General features: G+C 61.7%; 15 protein-coding genes and 3 rRNA genes. 4 read left to right on the top strand and 14 right to left on the bottom strand.

Features of this window, described 5'->3' with window-relative positions; all coding sequences use genetic code 11:
• Window positions 1–73 precede the first annotated feature (73 nt).
• Window positions 74–463, top strand: a complete 390-nt coding sequence (locus JOF28_RS09590) for a RidA family protein (RefSeq protein ID WP_209705551.1) — start codon at window positions 74–76, stop codon at window positions 461–463.
• A 195-nt stretch (window positions 464–658) separates the two neighbouring features.
• Here the strand turns inward: JOF28_RS09590 and JOF28_RS09585 are convergent, their stop codons facing one another.
• The 4 genes from JOF28_RS09585 to JOF28_RS09570 all read right to left on the bottom strand — a co-directional run bounded on the left by JOF28_RS09585 (window position 659) and on the right by JOF28_RS09570 (window position 3346).
• Entirely contained in the window at window positions 659–1147 is a 489-nt protein-coding gene (locus tag JOF28_RS09585) for a YajQ family cyclic di-GMP-binding protein (RefSeq protein WP_209705550.1), read from the bottom strand.
• Between the two features lie 104 nt (window positions 1148–1251).
• A complete protein-coding gene (locus tag JOF28_RS09580; RefSeq protein ID WP_209705549.1) occupies window positions 1252–1962 on the bottom strand; it encodes a hypothetical protein in 711 nt (236 codons plus the stop codon).
• Complete coding sequence (locus tag JOF28_RS09575) at window positions 1959–2957, bottom strand: ATP-binding cassette domain-containing protein (RefSeq protein ID WP_209705548.1); 999 nt, start codon at window positions 2955–2957, stop codon at window positions 1959–1961. Before JOF28_RS09575 ends, JOF28_RS09580 begins: the two co-directional genes overlap by 4 nt.
• Window positions 2954–3346: a GntR family transcriptional regulator gene (locus tag JOF28_RS09570; RefSeq protein ID WP_209705547.1), complete on the bottom strand. Its 393-nt coding sequence runs from the start codon at window positions 3344–3346 to the stop codon at window positions 2954–2956. The genes JOF28_RS09575 and JOF28_RS09570 overlap by 4 nt, the downstream gene beginning before the upstream one ends.
• Before the next feature lie 155 nt (window positions 3347–3501).
• On the opposite strand from JOF28_RS09570, the gene JOF28_RS09565 reads away from it, so the two are divergent.
• Window positions 3502–4068, top strand: coding sequence for a YbaK/EbsC family protein (locus JOF28_RS09565; RefSeq protein WP_342452139.1), 567 nt, complete (start codon window positions 3502–3504; stop codon window positions 4066–4068).
• Here JOF28_RS09565 and JOF28_RS09560 read toward each other — a convergent pair.
• Genes JOF28_RS09560 through JOF28_RS09545 form a run of 4 tightly spaced genes read right to left on the bottom strand, consistent with a single transcriptional unit; the run spans window position 4028 to window position 7859 of the window.
• The gene (locus tag JOF28_RS09560; protein ID WP_209705546.1) at window positions 4028–4708 is read right to left on the bottom strand and encodes a response regulator; all 681 of its coding nucleotides are present in this window, start codon (window positions 4706–4708) and stop codon (window positions 4028–4030) included. The two genes, JOF28_RS09565 and JOF28_RS09560, sit on opposite strands and share 41 nt — an antisense overlap.
• Window positions 4705–6015 carry a sensor histidine kinase gene (locus JOF28_RS09555; protein ID WP_209705545.1) on the bottom strand — a complete coding sequence of 437 codons (1311 nt, stop codon included), beginning with the start codon at window positions 6013–6015 and terminating at the stop codon, window positions 4705–4707. Before JOF28_RS09555 ends, JOF28_RS09560 begins: the two co-directional genes overlap by 4 nt.
• A gap of 12 nt (window positions 6016–6027) precedes the next feature.
• Window positions 6028–6945 carry an ABC transporter permease gene (locus tag JOF28_RS09550; protein WP_209705544.1) on the bottom strand — a complete coding sequence of 306 codons (918 nt, stop codon included), beginning with the start codon at window positions 6943–6945 and terminating at the stop codon, window positions 6028–6030.
• Window positions 6942–7859: an ABC transporter ATP-binding protein gene (locus tag JOF28_RS09545; protein WP_209705543.1), complete on the bottom strand. Its 918-nt coding sequence runs from the start codon at window positions 7857–7859 to the stop codon at window positions 6942–6944. The genes JOF28_RS09550 and JOF28_RS09545 overlap by 4 nt, the downstream gene beginning before the upstream one ends.
• 718 nt (window positions 7860–8577) lie before the next feature.
• On the opposite strand from JOF28_RS09545, the gene JOF28_RS09540 reads away from it, so the two are divergent.
• Entirely contained in the window at window positions 8578–9636 is a 1059-nt protein-coding gene (locus tag JOF28_RS09540; RefSeq protein WP_209705542.1) for a threonine aldolase family protein, read from the top strand.
• Between the two features lie 65 nt (window positions 9637–9701).
• Here JOF28_RS09540 and codB read toward each other — a convergent pair whose 3' ends face one another.
• The 6 genes from codB to JOF28_RS09510 form a co-directional block, all read right to left on the bottom strand.
• A complete protein-coding gene (gene codB / locus JOF28_RS09535; protein WP_342452138.1) occupies window positions 9702–11075 on the bottom strand; it encodes a cytosine permease in 1374 nt (457 codons plus the stop codon).
• Window positions 11072–11575 (bottom strand): nucleoside deaminase, encoded by a 504-nt coding sequence (locus tag JOF28_RS09530; protein WP_209705541.1) that lies wholly within the window; start codon window positions 11573–11575, stop codon window positions 11072–11074. Before JOF28_RS09530 ends, codB begins: the two co-directional genes overlap by 4 nt.
• Before the next feature lie 166 nt (window positions 11576–11741).
• Window positions 11742–11858: ribosomal RNA gene (rrf, locus tag JOF28_RS09525) — 5S ribosomal RNA — on the bottom strand.
• A gap of 137 nt (window positions 11859–11995) precedes the next feature.
• Window positions 11996–15106 (bottom strand): 23S ribosomal RNA (locus JOF28_RS09520).
• Between the two features lie 421 nt (window positions 15107–15527).
• A 16S ribosomal RNA gene (locus tag JOF28_RS09515) occupies window positions 15528–17054 on the bottom strand.
• Together the 16S, 23S and 5S rRNA genes form the textbook arrangement of a ribosomal RNA operon.
• 460 nt (window positions 17055–17514) lie before the next feature.
• Window positions 17515–18129 (bottom strand): LysE/ArgO family amino acid transporter, encoded by a 615-nt coding sequence (locus JOF28_RS09510; RefSeq protein WP_425342479.1) that lies wholly within the window; start codon window positions 18127–18129, stop codon window positions 17515–17517.
• A gap of 90 nt (window positions 18130–18219) precedes the next feature.
• On the opposite strand from JOF28_RS09510, the gene JOF28_RS09505 reads away from it, so the two are divergent.
• Window positions 18220–19104, top strand: a complete 885-nt coding sequence (locus tag JOF28_RS09505; RefSeq protein WP_209705540.1) for a LysR family transcriptional regulator ArgP — start codon at window positions 18220–18222, stop codon at window positions 19102–19104.
• Window positions 19105–19197: the final 93 nt, after the last annotated feature.

The raw sequence follows: 19197 nt of genomic DNA, 5'->3' as shown, positions 1-19197 counted from the left end.
CACTAACGCTTGGGTCTGATCACGCTGAAACCCTCGAAAGACAGATCCCCATTTAAGGAAGTTGGAGCCGCTCATGCCCAGAAAAGACGTCAATCTCACTCCGCCAACGGAGTCTCAGCTCTATTCCGATGCCGTTGTGGCCAACGGTATGGTCTTCACCACGGGCCAGATGCCCCTCGATTCGAACTGGGATCTCATTGCAACGGACTTTGATGCTCAGGCGCGTTTCGTCTTTGAACGCCTCGCAACACTGCTCACCGCCAGCGGTTCCTCGCCGAGTGATGTGATTCGCTTGACGATCTACCTCTCTGACATCGACAACACGGCAGCGCTCGTACCCCAACGCCGTGCATTCTTGGGCGCAGCGCGACCGGCAAGTGTGATTGTCCAAACCGGAAACTTTGGGACCCCTGGCATGTTCCTCGAAGTGGAAGCAATCGCTACGCTGACTGCGCAGCTATGACCGCGCGCGCTTAGCTCAGGGCGAGCCATCTCCACAGATCAGGCGGTCTCAGCAACGCCCCAAAGATCAGCAAGCGCTCGGCTCCCGTGATCCGGGGCATGCAGCCCCAAGCACAACGGCCCGCCACCTCCAAGAGGTGACGGGCCGTTGTGCGCTGCGAAACAGGGATCGCAATACTTACTGCGTGATGCCGCCTTAGCGGTAGTTCACAAACTGCAGGGCGACGTCGATGTCGGCGCCCTTCAGCAGTGCCATCGTGGCCTGCAGATCGTCGCGGCTCTTGGACGAGACACGCAGTTCGTCGCCCTGAATCTGGCTCTTCACCGTCTTGGGGCCCTCATCGCGAATCAGCTTGTTCAGCTTCTTCGCGGTCGCCTGGTCAATGCCCTCCTTCAGCTTCGACTCGATGCGAGTCTCCTTGCCGCTGGGGTAGGGCTCGCCCGTGTCGAGTACCTTGATCGACATGCCACGCTTGATGAACTTCGACTGCAGTACGTCGAGGATCGCCAGCGCGCGCTCTTCGGTGTTTGCCTTGATCATGATCGACTCACCCGAGAGTGAGACGTCTGCGCCCACACCCTTGAAGTCGTAGCGCTGCTCGACCTCCTTGCGGGCCTGGTTCACTGCATTCTCGACCTCCATAGAGTCGACTTTGCTTACAACGTCAAATGAGGAATCAGCCATGCCTCAAGGGTACTCGACCCCGCCTCAGAAACCACGTCGCCTGGCCGCGATCGCGCCGAAGCGCGGTGCAACCAGGCGATAATGAGGCCCGAGATGACGCGTGACTACCGCACCGACGCCCGGCGCATCGCGAACCAGGTGCCGCCGAGGGCCAGCACGAGCACTACCGCGGCAGCGATGGTCATCTTGGCGCTCGTGATCGCGGCGAACACCTCACCGATGCGCGGCGCGATGATGAGCACTGTCAGCGCCAGCAGCAATCCGAGCGCAAGACCTACGACCATGGGTCCCTTGGGGCCAAAGCGCACCCACACGGCCCCGAAGAAGCCGCCGAGGGTGAGGCAGACCAGCACCCCAATGAACGCGGTGATGAAGAGCGTGATCGGGTTGCCGTCGCCCATCAGGAAGGTGTCGAGCACGTACACCGACATGAACCAGTGGTTGGTGACGAGTTCGAGGCCCAGCATGGCCACGAGCAGAATGGCCACGAAGGCCGACTGGATCGCATTGGCGATGAACGTGCCCAGAATGAAGTTGCGCCGGGTCGTTCCGAGGCTGAGGGCGAGCGGGTAGCTCGTGGCCACGGCCTGCACGCCGTAGTAGATCAAGAAGCCGGGCATCGACCAGATGATGGCCATGTTCTGCTTGGCACCGGCGATGTAGTCGGGCGAGGAGGTATCGGCGCCCGTGCGCTGAATCGCGAGCGCCACGATGATCGACACCGCCAGCACGAGCAGCAGGATCGACAGCGGCACCACGAAGAACTCGAGGCGTTTGACAAGGTGAAAACGAGTCACCCGAGTGATGCGGTTCATGATGCGCTCCTTTCGAGCGAGACTGACGGGCCTGACTGATCTGATGAATCTGACGATGCCGGGGACGTTGCGGCGGCAGCAGACGAAGCGCCTGCGGCGCCACCCGCGGCACCGTCGGGCTCCCCCACCCCATACGCGGCGACGAGGTCTTGCAGCGAGACCGGAGTGATCTCGAGGCCGCCGGCCGCTGCGGCCGCGCGGTTCTCGGGTGACAGCACGCCCTCGATCACGGCGGTGCCGAGCCCGCCGATCGTGCGCTGCGACACCGTTTCAAGACCGAGCTCGGTAACGAACGAAGCAACCACGCTCGCGCGGCCCGAGAGCTGGAAGACTCCGCCGCGCATCTCTTCGACGTCAGAGTGGCGCACCACACGGCCACGATCGAGCACGATGACCCGCTCGAGCAGCTGGTCCATCTCGTCGATGAGGTGGGTGGAGACGATGATCGTGCGGGGGTGCTCACCGTAGTCGCGCATCAGTTCTTCGTAGAAGATGGAGCGCGCGGTGGCATCGAGGCCCAGGTAGGGCTCATCGAAGAAGGTGATGGGTGCGCGCGCGGCGAGCCCGAGCACAATGCCGAGCGCCGAGAGCTGGCCTCGCGAGAACTTCTTCACGATGGGCTTCGTCGGAATACGAAACAGCTTCACGAGCCGGTCGGCGGTCTCCTGTGACCAGTTCGGAAACCCGATGGCGGCGGCGCGAAGCGCGTGCTTCAGCTTGTAGTCGTCGGGGTAGCGCTGGTTGTCGCGAATGAAACACATGCGCTCGATGACCTCGGCGTGCTCAAAGGGGCTGACGCCGCCCACGTGCACGACACCTGAGGTGGCCTGATCCTGCGCGGTGATGAGTGACATGAGCGTCGTTTTGCCCGAGCCGTTGCGGCCGAGCAGCCCGGTGATGACGTTTTCGTGGATGTCGAGCGTGACGTCGTCGAGGGCGACGGTGCCGCGAAAGCTTCGGGTAAGCCCCCGCGTCTCGATGGCAATTGCGGTCATGATGCGATGTCCTTTACTGGCTGGGGCGAGCTCTCGCTGGTGGCGTTCTCAATGAGCTCGATGATGTCTGAGGGGCTGAGGCCGAGCGCCCGCGCTTCGGCCAGCAGCGGTACGAGATAACGGGCAGAAAATGCTTGCTGCCGTTCGGTCTCGATGATGGCTGGGGCGTTGGGGGCAACGAACATACCGATGCCCCGCTTCTTGTACAGCACCCCCCGCTCGACCAGCAGCGTGAGTGCCTTCCCCGCCGTCGCGGGGTTGATGCGCAGCTGCACGGCGAGCTCGTTCGTTGAGGGAACCTGTTCTTCTTCTCGGTAAACGCCGCGCAGAATCTCATCTGCGAGCCGATCCGCGAGCTGTTGGAAGATCGGGCGTGTGTCGTCAAACACCGGCGACCTCCGTTCTGTGGGACTGTGCTGGGCGAGCAAGCGGCTCCGGATCACCAGCCGCCCCACCCAACCTCGTTGGTTGGTTACTTCACTAATGAACCTACACACCTCGGGACTGTTACGTCAAGGTTTGGGTGCAGCAGCGCACCCAGATAGTGTCGAAGCAGCAATCACGAATCGGCGCCAAACTGCGGGTGCCGCGCTTGACGAGAGGGTCAGACATGGGAGTCAACCGGGTACGCACACACCTCACCGAGCGGGGGTGGGCGGGCGAGATTCTCGAGTTCGACGACTCCAGCGCGACCGTCGAGTTGGCCGCCCAAAAGGTGGGCGTCGACTCACAGCGCATCGCCAAAACACTGGGATTCTACGACCCCGAGGCACCCGAGGGCGCCGTGCTCATCGTCGCCGCGGGTGACGCGAAGGTCAACGGCGGCATGTTCAAACGTCAGTTTGGCGGCAAGCCGCGCATGCTCAGCCGCGACGACGTGCTCGCCTTTACCGGGCACCCCATCGGCGGCGTCTGCCCGTTTGCGAACCCCACCCAGACGCGCGTATTTCTCGATGAGTCGCTGCGCCGCTTCGATTCTGTGTTCCCCGCCGCGGGCAGCGCGACTTCTGCCGTCGAGCTGTCGATCGATGCGCTCGAAACGCTCAGTGGTTCAGTGCAGTGGGTCGATGTTACGACGCAGTGGCGCCAGGAAGAGCCGGCAACAGCTTAAGCTCCATGGCCCGCGTCACGGCGCGGGTGCGGTCTGACACCTCGAGCTTCTCGAACACGTGCAAGAGGTGCGTTTTCACCGTCGATTCACCGATGTGCAGGCGCACCGCGATGGCCGGGTTGCTGAGCCCCTCGGCCACGAGCCCCAGAATCTGGGTCTCGCGCGGAGTCAGTGCGACCGGAACCTTCTGCGCCCGCGCGACGATCTGCGCGGCAATGGTGGGGGCGAGCACCGTCTGCCCCGCGGCCACGGCGCGCACCCCGGCGGCGAGTTCGGTGGCGGGCCCGGCCTTCACGAGGTACCCGCTCGCGCCGGCCTCGATGGCCGCCAGAATTTCGTCGTCATCCTCGTAGGTCGTAAACACCAGCACGCGCGGCGGGGCACCCTCACCCTGCGCGGGATGCTGACCGCCCTGCTGTCCGTGCTGCCGTGTGAGCCGTCTGGTAGCTTCGACCCCGCCCATGCCGGGCATGCGCAGATCCATCAAGATCACATCGGGGGCCGTCGCTGCGGCGAGCGCGAGCGCTTCTTCGCCTGACGCGGCCTCGCCCACGACGTCGAAGTCGGGCTCGGTTTCGAGCAGCCCTGAGACGCCAGCGCGCACGATGGGGTGGTCGTCGACCACCAAGATCTTGATCACGCGGGTGCTCCTTGTTCTGGATGGGATGTCGGCCCCGAGTTAGTCATCGGGTGCGGAATGCGCACCTCAAGCAGCGCGCCACCCTCGGGGCCCGGGCCAAAGCTCACGGTACCGCCTGCGGCGCCCACCCGGTCGGCAAGGCCACTCAGCCCGAACCCGCTTACACTGTCGTGCGCGACACCCATGCCGTTATCAGCGACGCGCAGCAGCGCACCGTCAACATCTTCGGTCAGGGTGACCCCCGCCCACGTCGCGCGGGCGTGCTTACGTACGTTTGCCAGCCCCTCCTGCACCGCGCGCAGCAGCATCACTTGGTGTGCACGGCTCAGGGTCACCGGGGTCATCGCCCAATCGATGCTCAGCCCAGTATCGGCGCCCATGCGGGTCACCACGCGCTCGATGGCGGCCTGCAGGCCGCCATCGCCGAGCGGCTGCGAGGTGGCGACGAGCGCTCGCGCCTCGGCCACCGCCTCACGCGCTGCCGATTCGACGCGGCTGAGGCGGTCGTGGGCACGATCCGGATCCCCAGCATCGAGCGCCCGCGTCGCCTGCTCGCTCAGCATCACCAGCCCGGCCAGGGTTTGTGTGAGGGTATCGTGCAACTCGCGCGAGAGCCGCTCGCGCTCGCTCGCGGCCCCGGCCTCGCTAGACAGCGCGGCAACCTCGCGCTGGGACTGCCGCAGCTGCTCAGCGATGAGGCGGTGGCGTTCGCCCTGTTCGAACACCCGCGTGATCCAGGTGCCGAGCACCACCGAGAAACCGAAGGACAGTATGGCGACCGCGAGGGCGGTCCAGTAGGGATCCTCGATCGCGCGCACCAGATAGGCGTAAGCCGACCCCACACCCACCGCGGTCGCGAGCAGCCCGCTCCAGATCACCGCGTTGCGGTAGCGGGGCGTCATCACCCAGAACATGGGGTACGCCAGTGCTTGCAGGGTGGCGTAGCTCGGTTCGATCGCGACTGCAGCGCCGACGACTATTAGGAGCAGCGCCGAGAACGCGTAGCTCGCGGCGGTCGGTGGAATGTCTTGGATGCCGCGGCGCAGGGCCGCGCGGCCGAGGGCGAGGTACAGCAGCACGAATGCGGCGAGCGCCCCCAGGTGGAGGGCGAGCCGGCCACCCCAGCCCGCCGCGGTGTCAGACCAGTCGAGTGCGCCGGTACCGCCGGGTACGCACATCAGCAAGATGAGCGCCGTAACACCCACGTCCCACCACAGCAGTGGGCGTGAGCGCGGGGCGGGAATCGGCTGCGGGGCTGCCGCGGGGTGCCGCGACGCCCCAGCATTGCCAGCCGTCTGCGCGTTCATGGCTTCAGCTTCTCACGATCGGCGCACCCATTTGAAGGTGATGAGACTCAGCACGAGGCCCGCGATGAGCCACCCCGCGAGGTTGAGAGCCACCAGGCCCAGGTCCCACCCGCCGCCCTGTTCAGCGAGCGCGAAGTGCTCGGGCAAGAACACGCTGCGCATCCCCTGCGCGAGCCACTTCAGCGGGAACAGTGAGGCGAAGTCTTGCAACCAGCCCGGCAGCATTGTGAACTGCAGGTAGACACCTGAAATGAACTGCAGCAGCAACACGACGGGCAGCACGACGGCCGAGGCGCTGCGCGATGAGCGGGGCAGCGCCGACAGCGCGATACCGAGCAGCGTCATGGTCACAATGCCCAGCAGGTACAGCCAGCTGAAGCGTAGCCATAGCGCAGGCTCTGCGGGCAGGTCGACCCGCAGCGCAAACTTTGCGAAGGCGAGCAGCAGCGCAAGCTGCACGACAGAGGTCACGAGAATCATGCCCGCTTTGCCGATGAAGTATGACACCGGCGACATCGCGGTGCCTCCCAAGCGACGCAGCCACCCCTCGCTACGTTCGCGGGCGATATCGATGGCGAGGTTCTGCACCCCGGTGAGTAGCAGCCCGGCGGCCACCATGCCCGGCAGGTAGTACGCGGCCATCGTAATGCCGCCCGTGCCGTCGGGTGCAGCGCCGATCTCGCCGACCGATTCGAAGGCGACCCCAAAGATGCACAGCATCAAGATGGGAAACAGGAAGGTGAAGAAGACGGTGTCAGAGGTGCGAAAGTAGGCGCGCAGCTCAAGGGTGATGGCCGCGAGCCCTAGCCGTAGGATTCCGCCGGCGCGGGGTGTGCGGCGAGCATCGGCGAGTGGTTCGTGGAGACCACTGGCATGGGGGCGAGCAGGTGAACCGGTGCCGTGGCCCGCGTTCGTGGGTTGTGTGTTCATCGCTGGGCCTCCGCTGCTGCGCGTTCGGTTTCGTCTGCGGCGATGAGCCCCAGGTAAATGTCTTCCAGTGAGGGCCTGCGCACTTCGAGGCCCTCGGGCTCCCCGCCCGCGAGGCCCGCCGTTCGCGCCTCAGCGCAGAGTCGGCCCACCAGCTCCCCCGGCTGCTCGGTGCGTTCTTCACACCAGTCACCGTTCACGTCTCGCCACCGCACCACCGGCACCCGCGCTTCAGCGCCGCCGAGCAGCTCGGGGGTCGCTTCAGCAACGATGCGGCCACCCGACAGCACCCCGACGCGGTCGGCCAGCTGGGCCGCCTCGTCGAGATAGTGCGTGGTCAACAGAATTGATGTGCCCTCGGCCGACAGCCCCGCGATCATGTCCCAGAACTGGTGCCTGGCCTCGGGGTCGAAGCCCGTCGTGGGCTCATCAAGAAACAGCACCTCGGGTCGCCCGACGATGCCCAGCGCCACATCGAGTCGGCGCTGCTGGCCGCCCGAGAGTTTGGCTGCCCTCTTGCCGGCGTGCGCCGTCAGGCCCACGAGCTCGAGCACCTCGTCAACGCCGCGCGGTGCGGTGGCGAGCGAGCCGAAGTAGCCGATCAGTTCGCGCGGGGTAAAGGGCCCCAGGTCGCCCGTGCTCTGCGCCACGATGCCCACCCGCGACCGCCACTGCCGCGGCGCGGTGAGCGGGTCAACCCCGAGCACCCGCACCGAGCCTGTGTCACCCCGACGAATACCCTCGAACACCTCGATAGTCGTGCTCTTGCCCGCACCGTTGGGGCCGAGCAGCGCATAGGTCTCGCCGACAGCGATGTCGAGGTCGACGCCTCGCAGCACCTGTTGCGTGCCGTAGGTCTTGGTGAGGCCACTCACACGCACCGCGCTGGTGCCGTGCGCACCGCTGCTGTTATCCATGTCTCCATCTTGGCTCGCTTCCCCTGGCAGCGTCAGCCATGGGGAGGCTGATCTTTGGCATCCACCGGTCGGTGGATGCCAAAGATCGCACGCGAGAAAGTTATCCACAATTACGGCCGCAGCCTGTGGGGAAGTCTGTGTAAGATTTTCTTGTTTCGTCGCCCGGGCGCGGCGAACTTCGTTGAGATCACACCGAATTTTGGCCATTTTCCCTGTTCACAGGCGGTGAATTACACGGCTGTAACTATCCACAGGCACTTCACTTTGCACACCCCTGCGCGGTCCGATTGGGGAGCAAATATCGCGATTTGCGGGTGGCTTCGTCGCCAAGGCTCCCCCGAAGGCCGTTTTACCCGGGTGTCCATGTGCAAACGGGTTCATTTCGGGGCCGCCCCGCTCCCCGCTCCATGCACGAGTGCGCAAATTCCACACACTTATCGAACTACACGCATGTAATTACTCACAGCTGGGGATAAATGTGTGGGTAAGTTGTGAAAACCGCGTTTACGGGCCGGGCGCGCCTCTCGCGTCTGCCGCACCAGCACACCAAGTTCACGTTTCTCCACCGGTTGTGGAGGAATCCACAGGAGTTATGCACAGGTGGAAACTATTGTGGATAACTTCGGGGATAGATCGGTGGATAGCTCACCCAACCTGTGCACAGCGGTCGCCGCAGTCGCCTACGGCGGCGTGCGCACCCGGGCCGTAAACTGATCGTGTGACTCACTCGAACCCACACAGCGCACCCATTCCATCATTTGCCTCAGACAATTGGGCGGGGGTGCACCCCGAGGTGCTCGATGCGCTCGTCGCAGCCAACCAGGGCGCCGAACCTGCGTACGGTGGCGACTCCCACACCGCGCGATTCCACGCACTCGCCAAGACCCTGTTTGGCGCTCACGCCGAGGCCTTCCCCGTGCTCAATGGCACCGGCGCGAACGTGCTCGCGCTGCAGGCGATGCTGCCTCGCTGGGGCGCGGTGATCTGTGCCCGCACCGCTCACATTCACTGTGATGAGACGGGTGCCCCCGAGAAAACGGGCGGCCTGAAGTTGCTCACGGTTGAGACGCCCGATGGCAAGCTCACTCCCGAGCTCGTCGCGCAGGAGGCTTGGGGCTGGGGCAATGAGCACCGCGCTGAGCCGCTGGCGGTCTCGATCTCGCAGGTCACCGAGCTCGGCACGTGTTACACGGCGGCTGAGATCACCGCGCTCGCCGAGCAGGCTCACGCGCACGGCATGCTGCTGCACCTCGACGGCTCGCGTCTCGGCAACGCTGCCGCGCACCTGGGCACCAGCCTTGCTGAGCTCACCACCGACACCGGCATCGACGTGCTCAGCCTCGGTGGCACCAAGAACGGGCTGATGGGGGCCGAGGCCGTCATCGTGCTTCGGCCCGCGGCGGCGCCCGGCATGAAGTACCTGCGCAAGATCAACCTGCAGCTCGCCTCGAAGATGCGGTTCATCTCGGCGCAGCTGAACGCACTCTACGAGGGCGACCTGTGGCTGCGGTCGGCGCAGCACGCCAATGCGATGGCGGCGCGCTTGGGGGCCGGTATCGCGCGGCTCGAGACGCAGAATACTGGGATCCGGATCGCCCACCCCGTGCAGTCCAACGCCGTGTTCGCGGTACTCCCCGAGGCCACCGCGGCGCGCGCCCGCGAGCGGTTCCATTTTGGGCAGTGGCCCACAACTCCCGGGCTGTTTCGCCTGATGTGCGCCTTCGATACGAGCGAGGGGCAGGTCGACGCGCTGCTCGCCGAACTCGCCGGCGCATAAAAGCACGCGAGGCGGTGACGGGCCTCAGCCCATCACCGCCTCAGCGGGTGCTCTTACGTGCGCGACTACCGCTTAGGCGACAGCTTTGCGAGCGCCAGTGACAGCACCAGTGCGGCGAGAATGCCAATCACGGGCGGAATGCCGATCGCGAGTTCGCCGGCGCTCCACGCGAGCGCGCACGAGACGACATAAATGCCGAGCGTGACGAGGTTGAAGCGGGGCAGCTTCTCCCCCTCTGGCATCTGCGTGCGGCGCCAGCGTGCGAGATAGTCGCCGATGATCACGCCGCCGAGCGGCGGGATGAACGTACCCAGCAACCCGAGATACTGCGGCAGGTGCTCGTGCACGCCGATGAGGGCGAGCACGGTGCCGATGATCGAGCCGACCACGATGAAGCGGGTCTTGCTGGGCTTCTCGAAGGCTTCGGCGCCCGCGACGCCAAAGGAGTAGGCGGCGTCGGCGTTCGACTTCCACAGGTTACCGAACAACAAGAACAGGCCCCAGCCGACGAGCCCCATGCGGTAGAGAATGAGCACGAAGTCGCCCTCACCGAACGTGATCGCACCGATGGCGCCGAAGAAGATCATCAGCGCATTGCCGATGAGGAACCCGGTGAGGCAGGCGATCACGGCTTGCCGCCCTGAGCGGGCGAAGCGGGTCCAGTTGGGAGCCTGCGTGCCAGCTGACACAAAGGTGCCCACCACGGCGGTAATGGCGACCGCGATGCTCATCTGAGATTCAGGTTCGATGGCGGCGAGGCCGGCCCAGCCGCCCACTTCGGCGAGGGAGCGCGACATCACCCAAAACGCGAGCACCAAGATCAGCGGGGTCGAGATCAGCGACACCCAGTACATGCCGCGGTAGCCGTAGCAGGCGGTGATGCACATCAGCGCACTAACGGCGATCATGATGGCGGCCTTGGCCGCGAAGGTGTCCCAGCCGAGCGCTTGCGCGGTGAGGTCACCGATCATGCCGATACACACGCCGTACCAGCCGATTTGTGTGCCGCCGAGCAAAAGGGAGGCGAGCTTCGAGCCGCGGGTGCCCAGGGTGTAGCGGGCCATGACGACGGTGGTGAGCCCGGTGCGCGCGCCGATCCAGCCGAGCGCGGCGACGTAGGCGCCGAGCACGAGCGAACCGAGCGCGATCACGATGATGAGATCGTTGAGGTTGAAGCTCACGCCCAGTTGCGCGCCGGCCACCATGGTCGGCGTGAAGACGGTGAAGCCCAGCAGTACCACGGCGAGCGAGAAGAAGCCCTTGCGCGCGTGAGTGGGTACCGGGGTCACCGGGTAGTCTTTGTCGATCACAGTGGCCGTGGCGGCTTCGGCGCCCCCGGTCGTCTGGTGAGCTGCGAATTCCGAATCGCCACCGGCGTCGCCTACAGCGCGGTCGCCGCCCTGACCCGCGACGGGTCGCGAGGTGTCAGGTGTGCTCACGCGGTCGGCTCAGACGGGCGCAGGTCAGAGGTTTCCACGCCGATGTCTTCTGCCCAGATCTCGGGGCGTTCGGTCATCATGCGTTCCATCAGCGAGACGCAGGTGGCGTCTTCGGCGATGACGAGCTCGGTGCCCTTGCTCAGCAGCCATTCTTCTGAGGCTTCGAAGCTCTGGTTCTCGCCAATGACGATGCGGGGGATCTCGTACAGGATCGCGGTGCCGGCGCACATCGTGCAGGGCGACAGGGTCGTGTAGAGCGTGCACTCGCGGTAGACGCTGGTGGGAAGGCGGCCGGCGGTCTCGAGGCAGTCGGTTTCGCCGTGGCGAATAGCACTGCCCATCTGCACGCGACGGTTGCGGCCGACGGCGAGTACCTTGTCGCCGTCTTTGCCGTGGTGGACGAGTGCGGCGCCGATGGGCACGCCCCCCTCGCCCCATCCAATTTCGGCCTGCTCGATGGCGAGGCCCAGGTACTTCTGATCGGTATCACTGAGTTGCATACCCAAATCGTATCGCGGCGGTGGGCCGGGCTTTGACCTGGGGCTGAATGTTTTACACACCCGAAACGAGCTTGTACCGTCTATGGTGGTAGTGGGTAAAACAAAGGGGCCGTCAGGACACGCTCACTCAATCGTGAACATCCTAACGACCCCTTCATGAAAAGGTGTCCGGCGGTGACCTACTCTCCCACACCCTCCCGAGTGCAGTACCATCGGCGCAATCAGTCTTAGCTTCCGGGTTCGGAATGTGACCGGGCGTTTCCCTGATGCTATAACCACCGTAACTCTATCAACACACAAACCACACCCAAACCCTGACACCAAAAAGTGACTTGTTTGGGGGTGTGGCCGTCCGTTGGGAACCACAAAGTAGACGCGAACAATCGTTACACTAAAAATCTTATGCCCAACAAGTGGGAAGAAATCAAACCATCGGCTTATTAGTACCAGTCAGCTCCACCCGTTACCGGGCTTCCACATCTGGCCTATCAACCCAGTAATCTACTGGGAGCCTCACACACCAAATGGTGTACGGAAATCTCATCTCGAGGCCGGCTTCCCGCTTAGATGCTTTCAGCGGTTATCCATCCCAAACGTAGCCAACCAGCCATGCCCTTGGCAGAACAACTGGCACACCAGAGGTCTGTCCAACCCGGTCCTCTCGTACTAGGGTCAGATCCTCTCAAATTTCCAACGCGCGCAGAGGATAGGGACCGAACTGTCTCACGACGTTCTAAACCCAGCTCGCGTACCGCTTTAATGGGCGAACAGCCCAACCCTTGGGACCAACTCCAGCCCCAGGATGCGACGAGCCGACATCGAGGTGCCAAACCATGCCGTCGATATGGACTCTTGGGCAAGATCAGCCTGTTATCCCCGAGGTACCTTTTATCCGTTGAGCGACAGCGCTTCCACAAGCCACTGCCGGATCACTAGTCCCGACTTTCGTCCCTGCTCGACCTGTCAGTCTCACAGTCAAGCTCCCTTGTGCACTTACACTCGCCACCTGATTACCAACCAGGCTGAGGGAACCTTTGGGCGCCTCCGTTACTCTTTAGGAGGCAACCGCCCCAGTTAAACTACCCACCAGGCACTGTCCCAGAACCCGATCAGGGTCCATAGTTAGATATCCAATATGACCAGAGTGGTATTTCAACAACGACTCCACCATAACTAGCGTCACAGCTTCACAGTCTCCCACCTATCCTACACAGGCCACACCGAACACCAATACCAAGCTGTAGTAAAGGTCACGGGGTCTTTCCGTCCTTCTGCGCGTAACGAGCATCTTTACTCGTATTGCAATTTCGCCGAGTTCACGGTGGAGACAGCTGGGGAATCGTTACGCCATTCGTGCAGGTCGGAACTTACCCGACAAGGAATTTCGCTACCTTAGGATGGTTATAGTTACCACCGCCGTTTACTGGGGCTTAAATTCAAAGCTTCGAACCCAAAGGTCCTAACCTCTCCTCTTAACCTTCCAGCACCGGGCAGGCGTCAGTCCGTATACATCCACTTGCGTGTTAGCACGGACCTGTGTTTTTAGTAAACAGTCGTTCCCCACTGGTCTCTGCGGCCACCACACCCTTTCAACGTAAAGTCTAATAAGCGGATGGCCCCCCTTCTCCCGAAGTTACGGGGGCATTTTGCCGAGTTCCTTCACCATGATTATCTCGATCTCCTGAGTATTCTCTACCTGACCACCTGAGTCGGTTTGGGGTACGGGCAACAGCAAACCTCACGTCGATGCTTTTCTAGGCAGCATAGGATCACCTGCTTCCCCCAAAGGGTCCGCATCGTATCTCACCCTTCATGTCCCAAACTATTAATAAGGAACAGGCTACATACTTACACCGGGACAACCATCGCCCGGCACAGGCTACCTTCCTGCGTCACACCTCACGCTCACCACCCGAGCTTTGGGTTCGCAGCCACCACCCACACATCACCCGAAGGATCCATGCAAGCTTAGGTTTGCTTAGCACTACTCGTTAGGCCTTTGACGGTTTACCGCCGGTACGGGAATATCAACCCGTTGTCCATCGACTACGCCTGTCGGCCTCGCCTTAGGTCCCGACTTACCCAGGGAAGATTAGCTTGACCCTGGAACCCTTGGTCTTCCGGAGGACGGGTTTCTCACCCGTCTTTCGCTACTCATGCCTGCATTCTCACTCGTGTAGCCTCCACGGCTGGTTCACACCGCCGCTTCAATGGCCACACGACGCTCTCCTACCCATCCAACGGACTGAACCACAAAAGGCTTGTCTATACGTTAAATGCCACAACTTCGGTGGCGTGCTTGAGCCCCGTTACATTGTCGGCGCGGAATCACTTGACCAGTGAGCTATTACGCACTCTTTCAAGGGTGGCTGCTTCTAAGCCAACCTCCTGGTTGTCACAGCAACTCCACATCCTTTTCCACTTAGCACGCGCTTTGGGACCTTAGATGGTGATCTGGGTTGTTTCCCTCTCGACTATGAAGCTTATCCCCCACAGTCTCACTGCTGCGCTCTCACTTACCGGCATTCGGAGTTTAGCTGACGTCAGTAACCTTTTCGGGCCCATCGGCCATCCAGTAGCTCTACCTCCGGCAAGAAACACGCAACGCTGCACCTAAATGCATTTCGGAGAGAACCAGCTATCACGAAGTTTGATTGGCCTTTCACCCCTATCCACAGCTCATCCCCTCAGTTTTCAACCTAAGTGGGTTCGGTCCTCCACGCGCTCTTACACGCGCTTCAACCTGGCCATGGATAGATCACTTCGCTTCGGGTCTAGGACATGCGACTGAATCGCCCTATTCAGACTCGCTTTCGCTACGGCTACCCCACACGGGTTAACCTCGCCACATATCGCTAACTCGCAGGCTCATTCTTCAAAAGGCACGCCGTCACTAGAACAAGCTAGCTCCGACGGATTGTAAGCAAACGGTTTCAGGTACTATTTCACTCCCCTCCCGGGGTACTTTTCACCTTTCCCTCACGGTACTAGTCCGCTATCGGTCATCTGGAAGTATTTAGGCTTATCAGGTGGTCCTGACAGATTCACACGGGATTTCTCGGGCCCCGTGCTACTTGGGATACTCATCACGCGGTAAAACCATTTCGGATACGGGACTCTCACCCACTCCGGTCGACCATTCCAAGTCGTTCTCCTATAGCTTCACTCTCACGTTGACAGGCCGGCAGACCCATCCAACAAGTCCCACAACCCCGACCATGCAACCCCTGCCGGGTATCACACATGACCGGTTTAGCCTCATCCGGGTTCGCTCGCCACTACTACCGGAATCACTTTTGTTTTCTCTTCCTGGGGGTACTGAGATGTTTCACTTCCCCCCGTTCCCTCTACCCGCCCTATATATTCAGGCGGGAGTCACCAGGTACACAAGTGCCCTGGCGGGGTTTCCCCATTCGGAAATCCTCGAATCACAGCCCGTTTATCGGCTCCCCGAGGCTTATCGCAGATTACTACGTCCTTCTTCGGCTCCAGATGCCAAGGCATCCACCGTTTGCTCTTAAAGATTTGAAATCACATAAGTATCAAAAAAATCACATTATAAATAATGCGACCAATGAAAAAAATTTAGTATCAACAACAACCCGTAGGTTGTTGTTAGATGCTCGCGTCCACTGTGTAGTTCTCAACGTACGGTCGATCCCAACCACGCCACCAACAAGTGCGACGCAGAAGGGCCCGAAGAAACCAAACACCCACCCCCATACAGGAGCAGCTGGCTGGGCCTTCAGGACCCAATAGTATGCACTGTCTTGAAACTAGAACCCACTCACCCACGCTTTCCAACCCTGCCCCGTAAAGGACCTGGCGTACTTGCACAGACGAGCAAATCAAAGTTTACTTTGTCGAATGTTCCACCCATGAGCGTTCAGCATCACACGTACGGTGATGTCCTGAACATTCTGCAACAACAATGTTGTTGAGTGCTCCTTAGAAAGGAGGTGATCCAGCCGCACCTTCCGGTACGGCTACCTTGTTACGACTTAGTCCTAATCACCAGTCCCACCTTCGACAGCTCCCTCCCACAAGGGGTTAGGCCACCGGCTTCGGGTGTTACCGACTTTCATGACTTGACGGGCGGTGTGTACAAGGCCCGGGAACGTATTCACCGCAGCGTTGCTGATCTGCGATTACTAGCGACTCCGACTTCATGGGGTCGAGTTGCAGACCCCAATCCGAACTGAGACCGGCTTTTTGGGATTCGCTCCACCTCGCGGTATCGCAGCCCATTGTACCGGCCATTGTAGCATGCGTGAAGCCCAAGACATAAGGGGCATGATGATTTGACGTCATCCCCACCTTCCTCCGTGTTGACCACGGCAGTATCCCATGAGTTCCCACCATAACGTGCTGGCAACATAGGACGAGGGTTGCGCTCGTTGCCGGACTTAACCGAACATCTCACGACACGAGCTGACGACAACCATGCACCACCTGTATAGAAGTGTCCAAAGAGTTGACGATCTCTCGCCCGTTCTTCTACATGTCAAGCCTTGGTAAGGTTCTTCGCGTTGCATCGAATTAATCCGCATGCTCCGCCGCTTGTGCGGGCCCCCGTCAATTCCTTTGAGTTTTAGCCTTGCGGCCGTACTCCCCAGGCGGGGAACTTAATGCGTTAGCTACGACACAGAACCCGTGGAACAGGCCCTACATCTAGTTCCCAACGTTTACGGCATGGACTACCAGGGTATCTAATCCTGTTCGCTCCCCATGCTTTCGCTCCTCAGCGTCAGTAGCGGCCCAGAGATCTGCCTTCGCCATCGGTGTTCCTCCTGATATCTGCGCATTCCACCGCTACACCAGGAATTCCAATCTCCCCTACCGCACTCTAGCCTGCCCGTACCCACTGCAAGCCCGAGGTTGAGCCTCGGGTTTTCACAGCAGACGCGACAAGCCGCCTACGAGCTCTTTACGCCCAATAATTCCGGACAACGCTTGCACCCTACGTATTACCGCGGCTGCTGGCACGTAGTTAGCCGGTGCTTTTTCTGCAGGTACCGTCACTTTCGCTTCTTCCCTACTAAAAGAGGTTTACAACCCGAAGGCCTTCATCCCTCACGCGGCGTTGCTGCATCAGGCTTGCGCCCATTGTGCAATATTCCCCACTGCTGCCTCCCGTAGGAGTCTGGGCCGTGTCTCAGTCCCAGTGTGGCCGATCACCCTCTCAGGCCGGCTACCCGTCGTCGCCTTGGTGAGCCATTACCTCACCAACAAGCTGATAGGCCGCGAGTCCATCCATCACCGATAAATCTTTCCCACAACTGACCATGCGGCCGCTGTGCATATCCAGTATTAGACACCGTTTCCAGTGCTTATCCCAGAGTGATGGGCAGGTTACTCACGTGTTACTCACCCGTTCGCCACTCATCCACCCCAGCAAGCTAGGGCTTCAGCGTTCGACTTGCATGTGTTAAGCACGCCGCCAGCGTTCGTCCTGAGCCAGGATCAAACTCTCCGTAAAAAATTACATGCCCCACACAGAAACGGAAAAAGTCTCTGAACGGAGCGAGTTCAACCTGACAAAAACGAACATCATTACTGACGTTCATATAATTTGTCCAAAATCGAACCCAGCACCGAAGCACCAGGTTCTTAAATAAATTGGCATTTGACAATTTAAGTGCACACTATTGAGTTCTCAAGGACCAGACACCCCCCGTACCAGCCAAAGCCTTCCGAAGAGCAACCTGTCTAACCTACCACAACTACTGGCAAGTATTTGCGCAAGCTAATGAGCCGGACTGTTGTTCCGGCCCGGCAGCGTTGCAGCGACAAGAGATAACAATACGCAGATGCGGGGGCGAGGGCAACTCGCGCCACTATCGCGGGCGTGTTGCGAGTATTCATGCCAAATCCACCCAATATTCACGCTGCGGCGGCGCACTACCTATGTGCCGAACAGCGCGAGGAAACCGGCACCGTCACACCCCCATGCCACCAAAGGCGAGGCGGGCGGCGATCACCAGCATGACGAGGGCGACGAAGCCGTCAAGGATCTGCCATGACTTGGGGGTGGCAAAGAAGCGGGTCAGCATGCGGGCCCCATACCCCAGGGCAAAGAACCACATCACGCTTGCGAGCGCCCCACCCAACGCGAACCACCATTTCGCCGGGTCGCCCTGTGCATTACCGATCGAGCCCATCAGCACCATGGTGTCGAGATAGACGTGCGGATTGAGATAGGTGATGGCGAGGCAGGCGAGCACGGTGCGCTTCAATGACCCGGCGCTCTCGCCCTCCACGACGAGGGCTTGCGGTTTCATTGCTCGGCGCACGGCGGTCCACGCGTACCAAAGCAAGAACGCGACTCCGCCCCAGCGCACGATCTCGAGCACGGCGGGTGCCCGCTCGATCACAAAGCCGATGCCGGCGACGCCCAGCGTTTCGAGCAGGGCGTCGGTGAGCCCGCAGATCAGCACGACGGGCAGCACGTGTTCGCGGCGAATGCCCTGCCGCAGTACGAACGCGTTCTGCGCACCGATGGCCATGATGAGGGAGAGGCCGCTGCCGATACCAATGAGGATGGGGATGATCACCCTTCGACGGTACGGCCTCGCTGCCCCCGGCCGCTACATCAGCGTGCATCATCTTTCTTCAGTTGCATTAGTGGTGCTTAACTTAGGCACATGGAGCTTCCCGTCGAACACCTGCAGACCTTCGCCGTGATTATTGAGGAGGGCAGCTTCGAGGGCGCGGCCCGACGGCTACACATCACGCCCTCTGCCGTGAGCCAGCGGGTGCGCGCGATGGAGCAGCGCACCGGTTCGGTGCTGCTGCGTCGCACTCGCCCGGTCACCACGACCTCGGCCGGCGCGACGGTGCTGCGCGCGGCCCGCCAGATCGCGCAGATCGTAAGCGATGTGGCCACGGAGCTTGAGCCGGGGCCTGCGGGCGGCACCCTCATCCCTATTGTGGTGAACGCCGATTCACTCGCGACCTGGTTTGTGCCGGCGCTGGCACGCGCGGCGCGCGAGACCGGCGCCCGCTTCGAGGTGCTGCGTGCTGACGAAACCATGTCGACTGAGAAGCTGCGCAGCGGCGAGGTGATGGCGGCCCTCACCGCGACGGCCGAGGCAGTGCCCGGCTGTACCTCCACGAGCATTGGCGCCGATCATTATCGTGCCGTCGCGAGCCCCGCATTTGTGGCCGAGCACTTTGCCGCTGGTGTCACGGGAGAGTCGCTTGCCGCCGCCCCGATCGTCGAGTTCGACCGGCACGATGCCTTCCAGTCGCGCTTCATTCGCCAGCACACCTCGGCGGCGATCGCTCCCCCGCGCCACTTCGTGCCCTCATCCACTGAGTTCGCGCACGCCATTGAGCTGGGCATGGGCTGGGGCATGCTCCCCCAGCTCCAGTGCGCACCGGGCCTCGCCACCGGTGTCCTTGTCGCGCTCGGCCACGAGCCCGCAATCGCGCTGCCGCTCTACTGGCAGCGCTGGAACCTGCGCTCCCCCGTGCTCGATACGCTCTCGACGATCATCGCCGAAGAGGCCGCGGCCGCACTCGGCTGAGGCGCACGGGCGGGGCGCTGATTGCTGATCCGGATCCCAGATCTTGAACGGCCAAAACTCAGTCGGCACCCCGGGAATATTCTGCCCGCGATA

Origin of the sequence: Leucobacter exalbidus (assembly GCF_017834145.1) — a bacterium.
Taxonomy (GTDB): Bacteria; Actinomycetota; Actinomycetes; order Actinomycetales; family Microbacteriaceae; genus Leucobacter; species Leucobacter exalbidus.
This window is presented reverse-complemented; position numbering and strand designations above follow the sequence as displayed.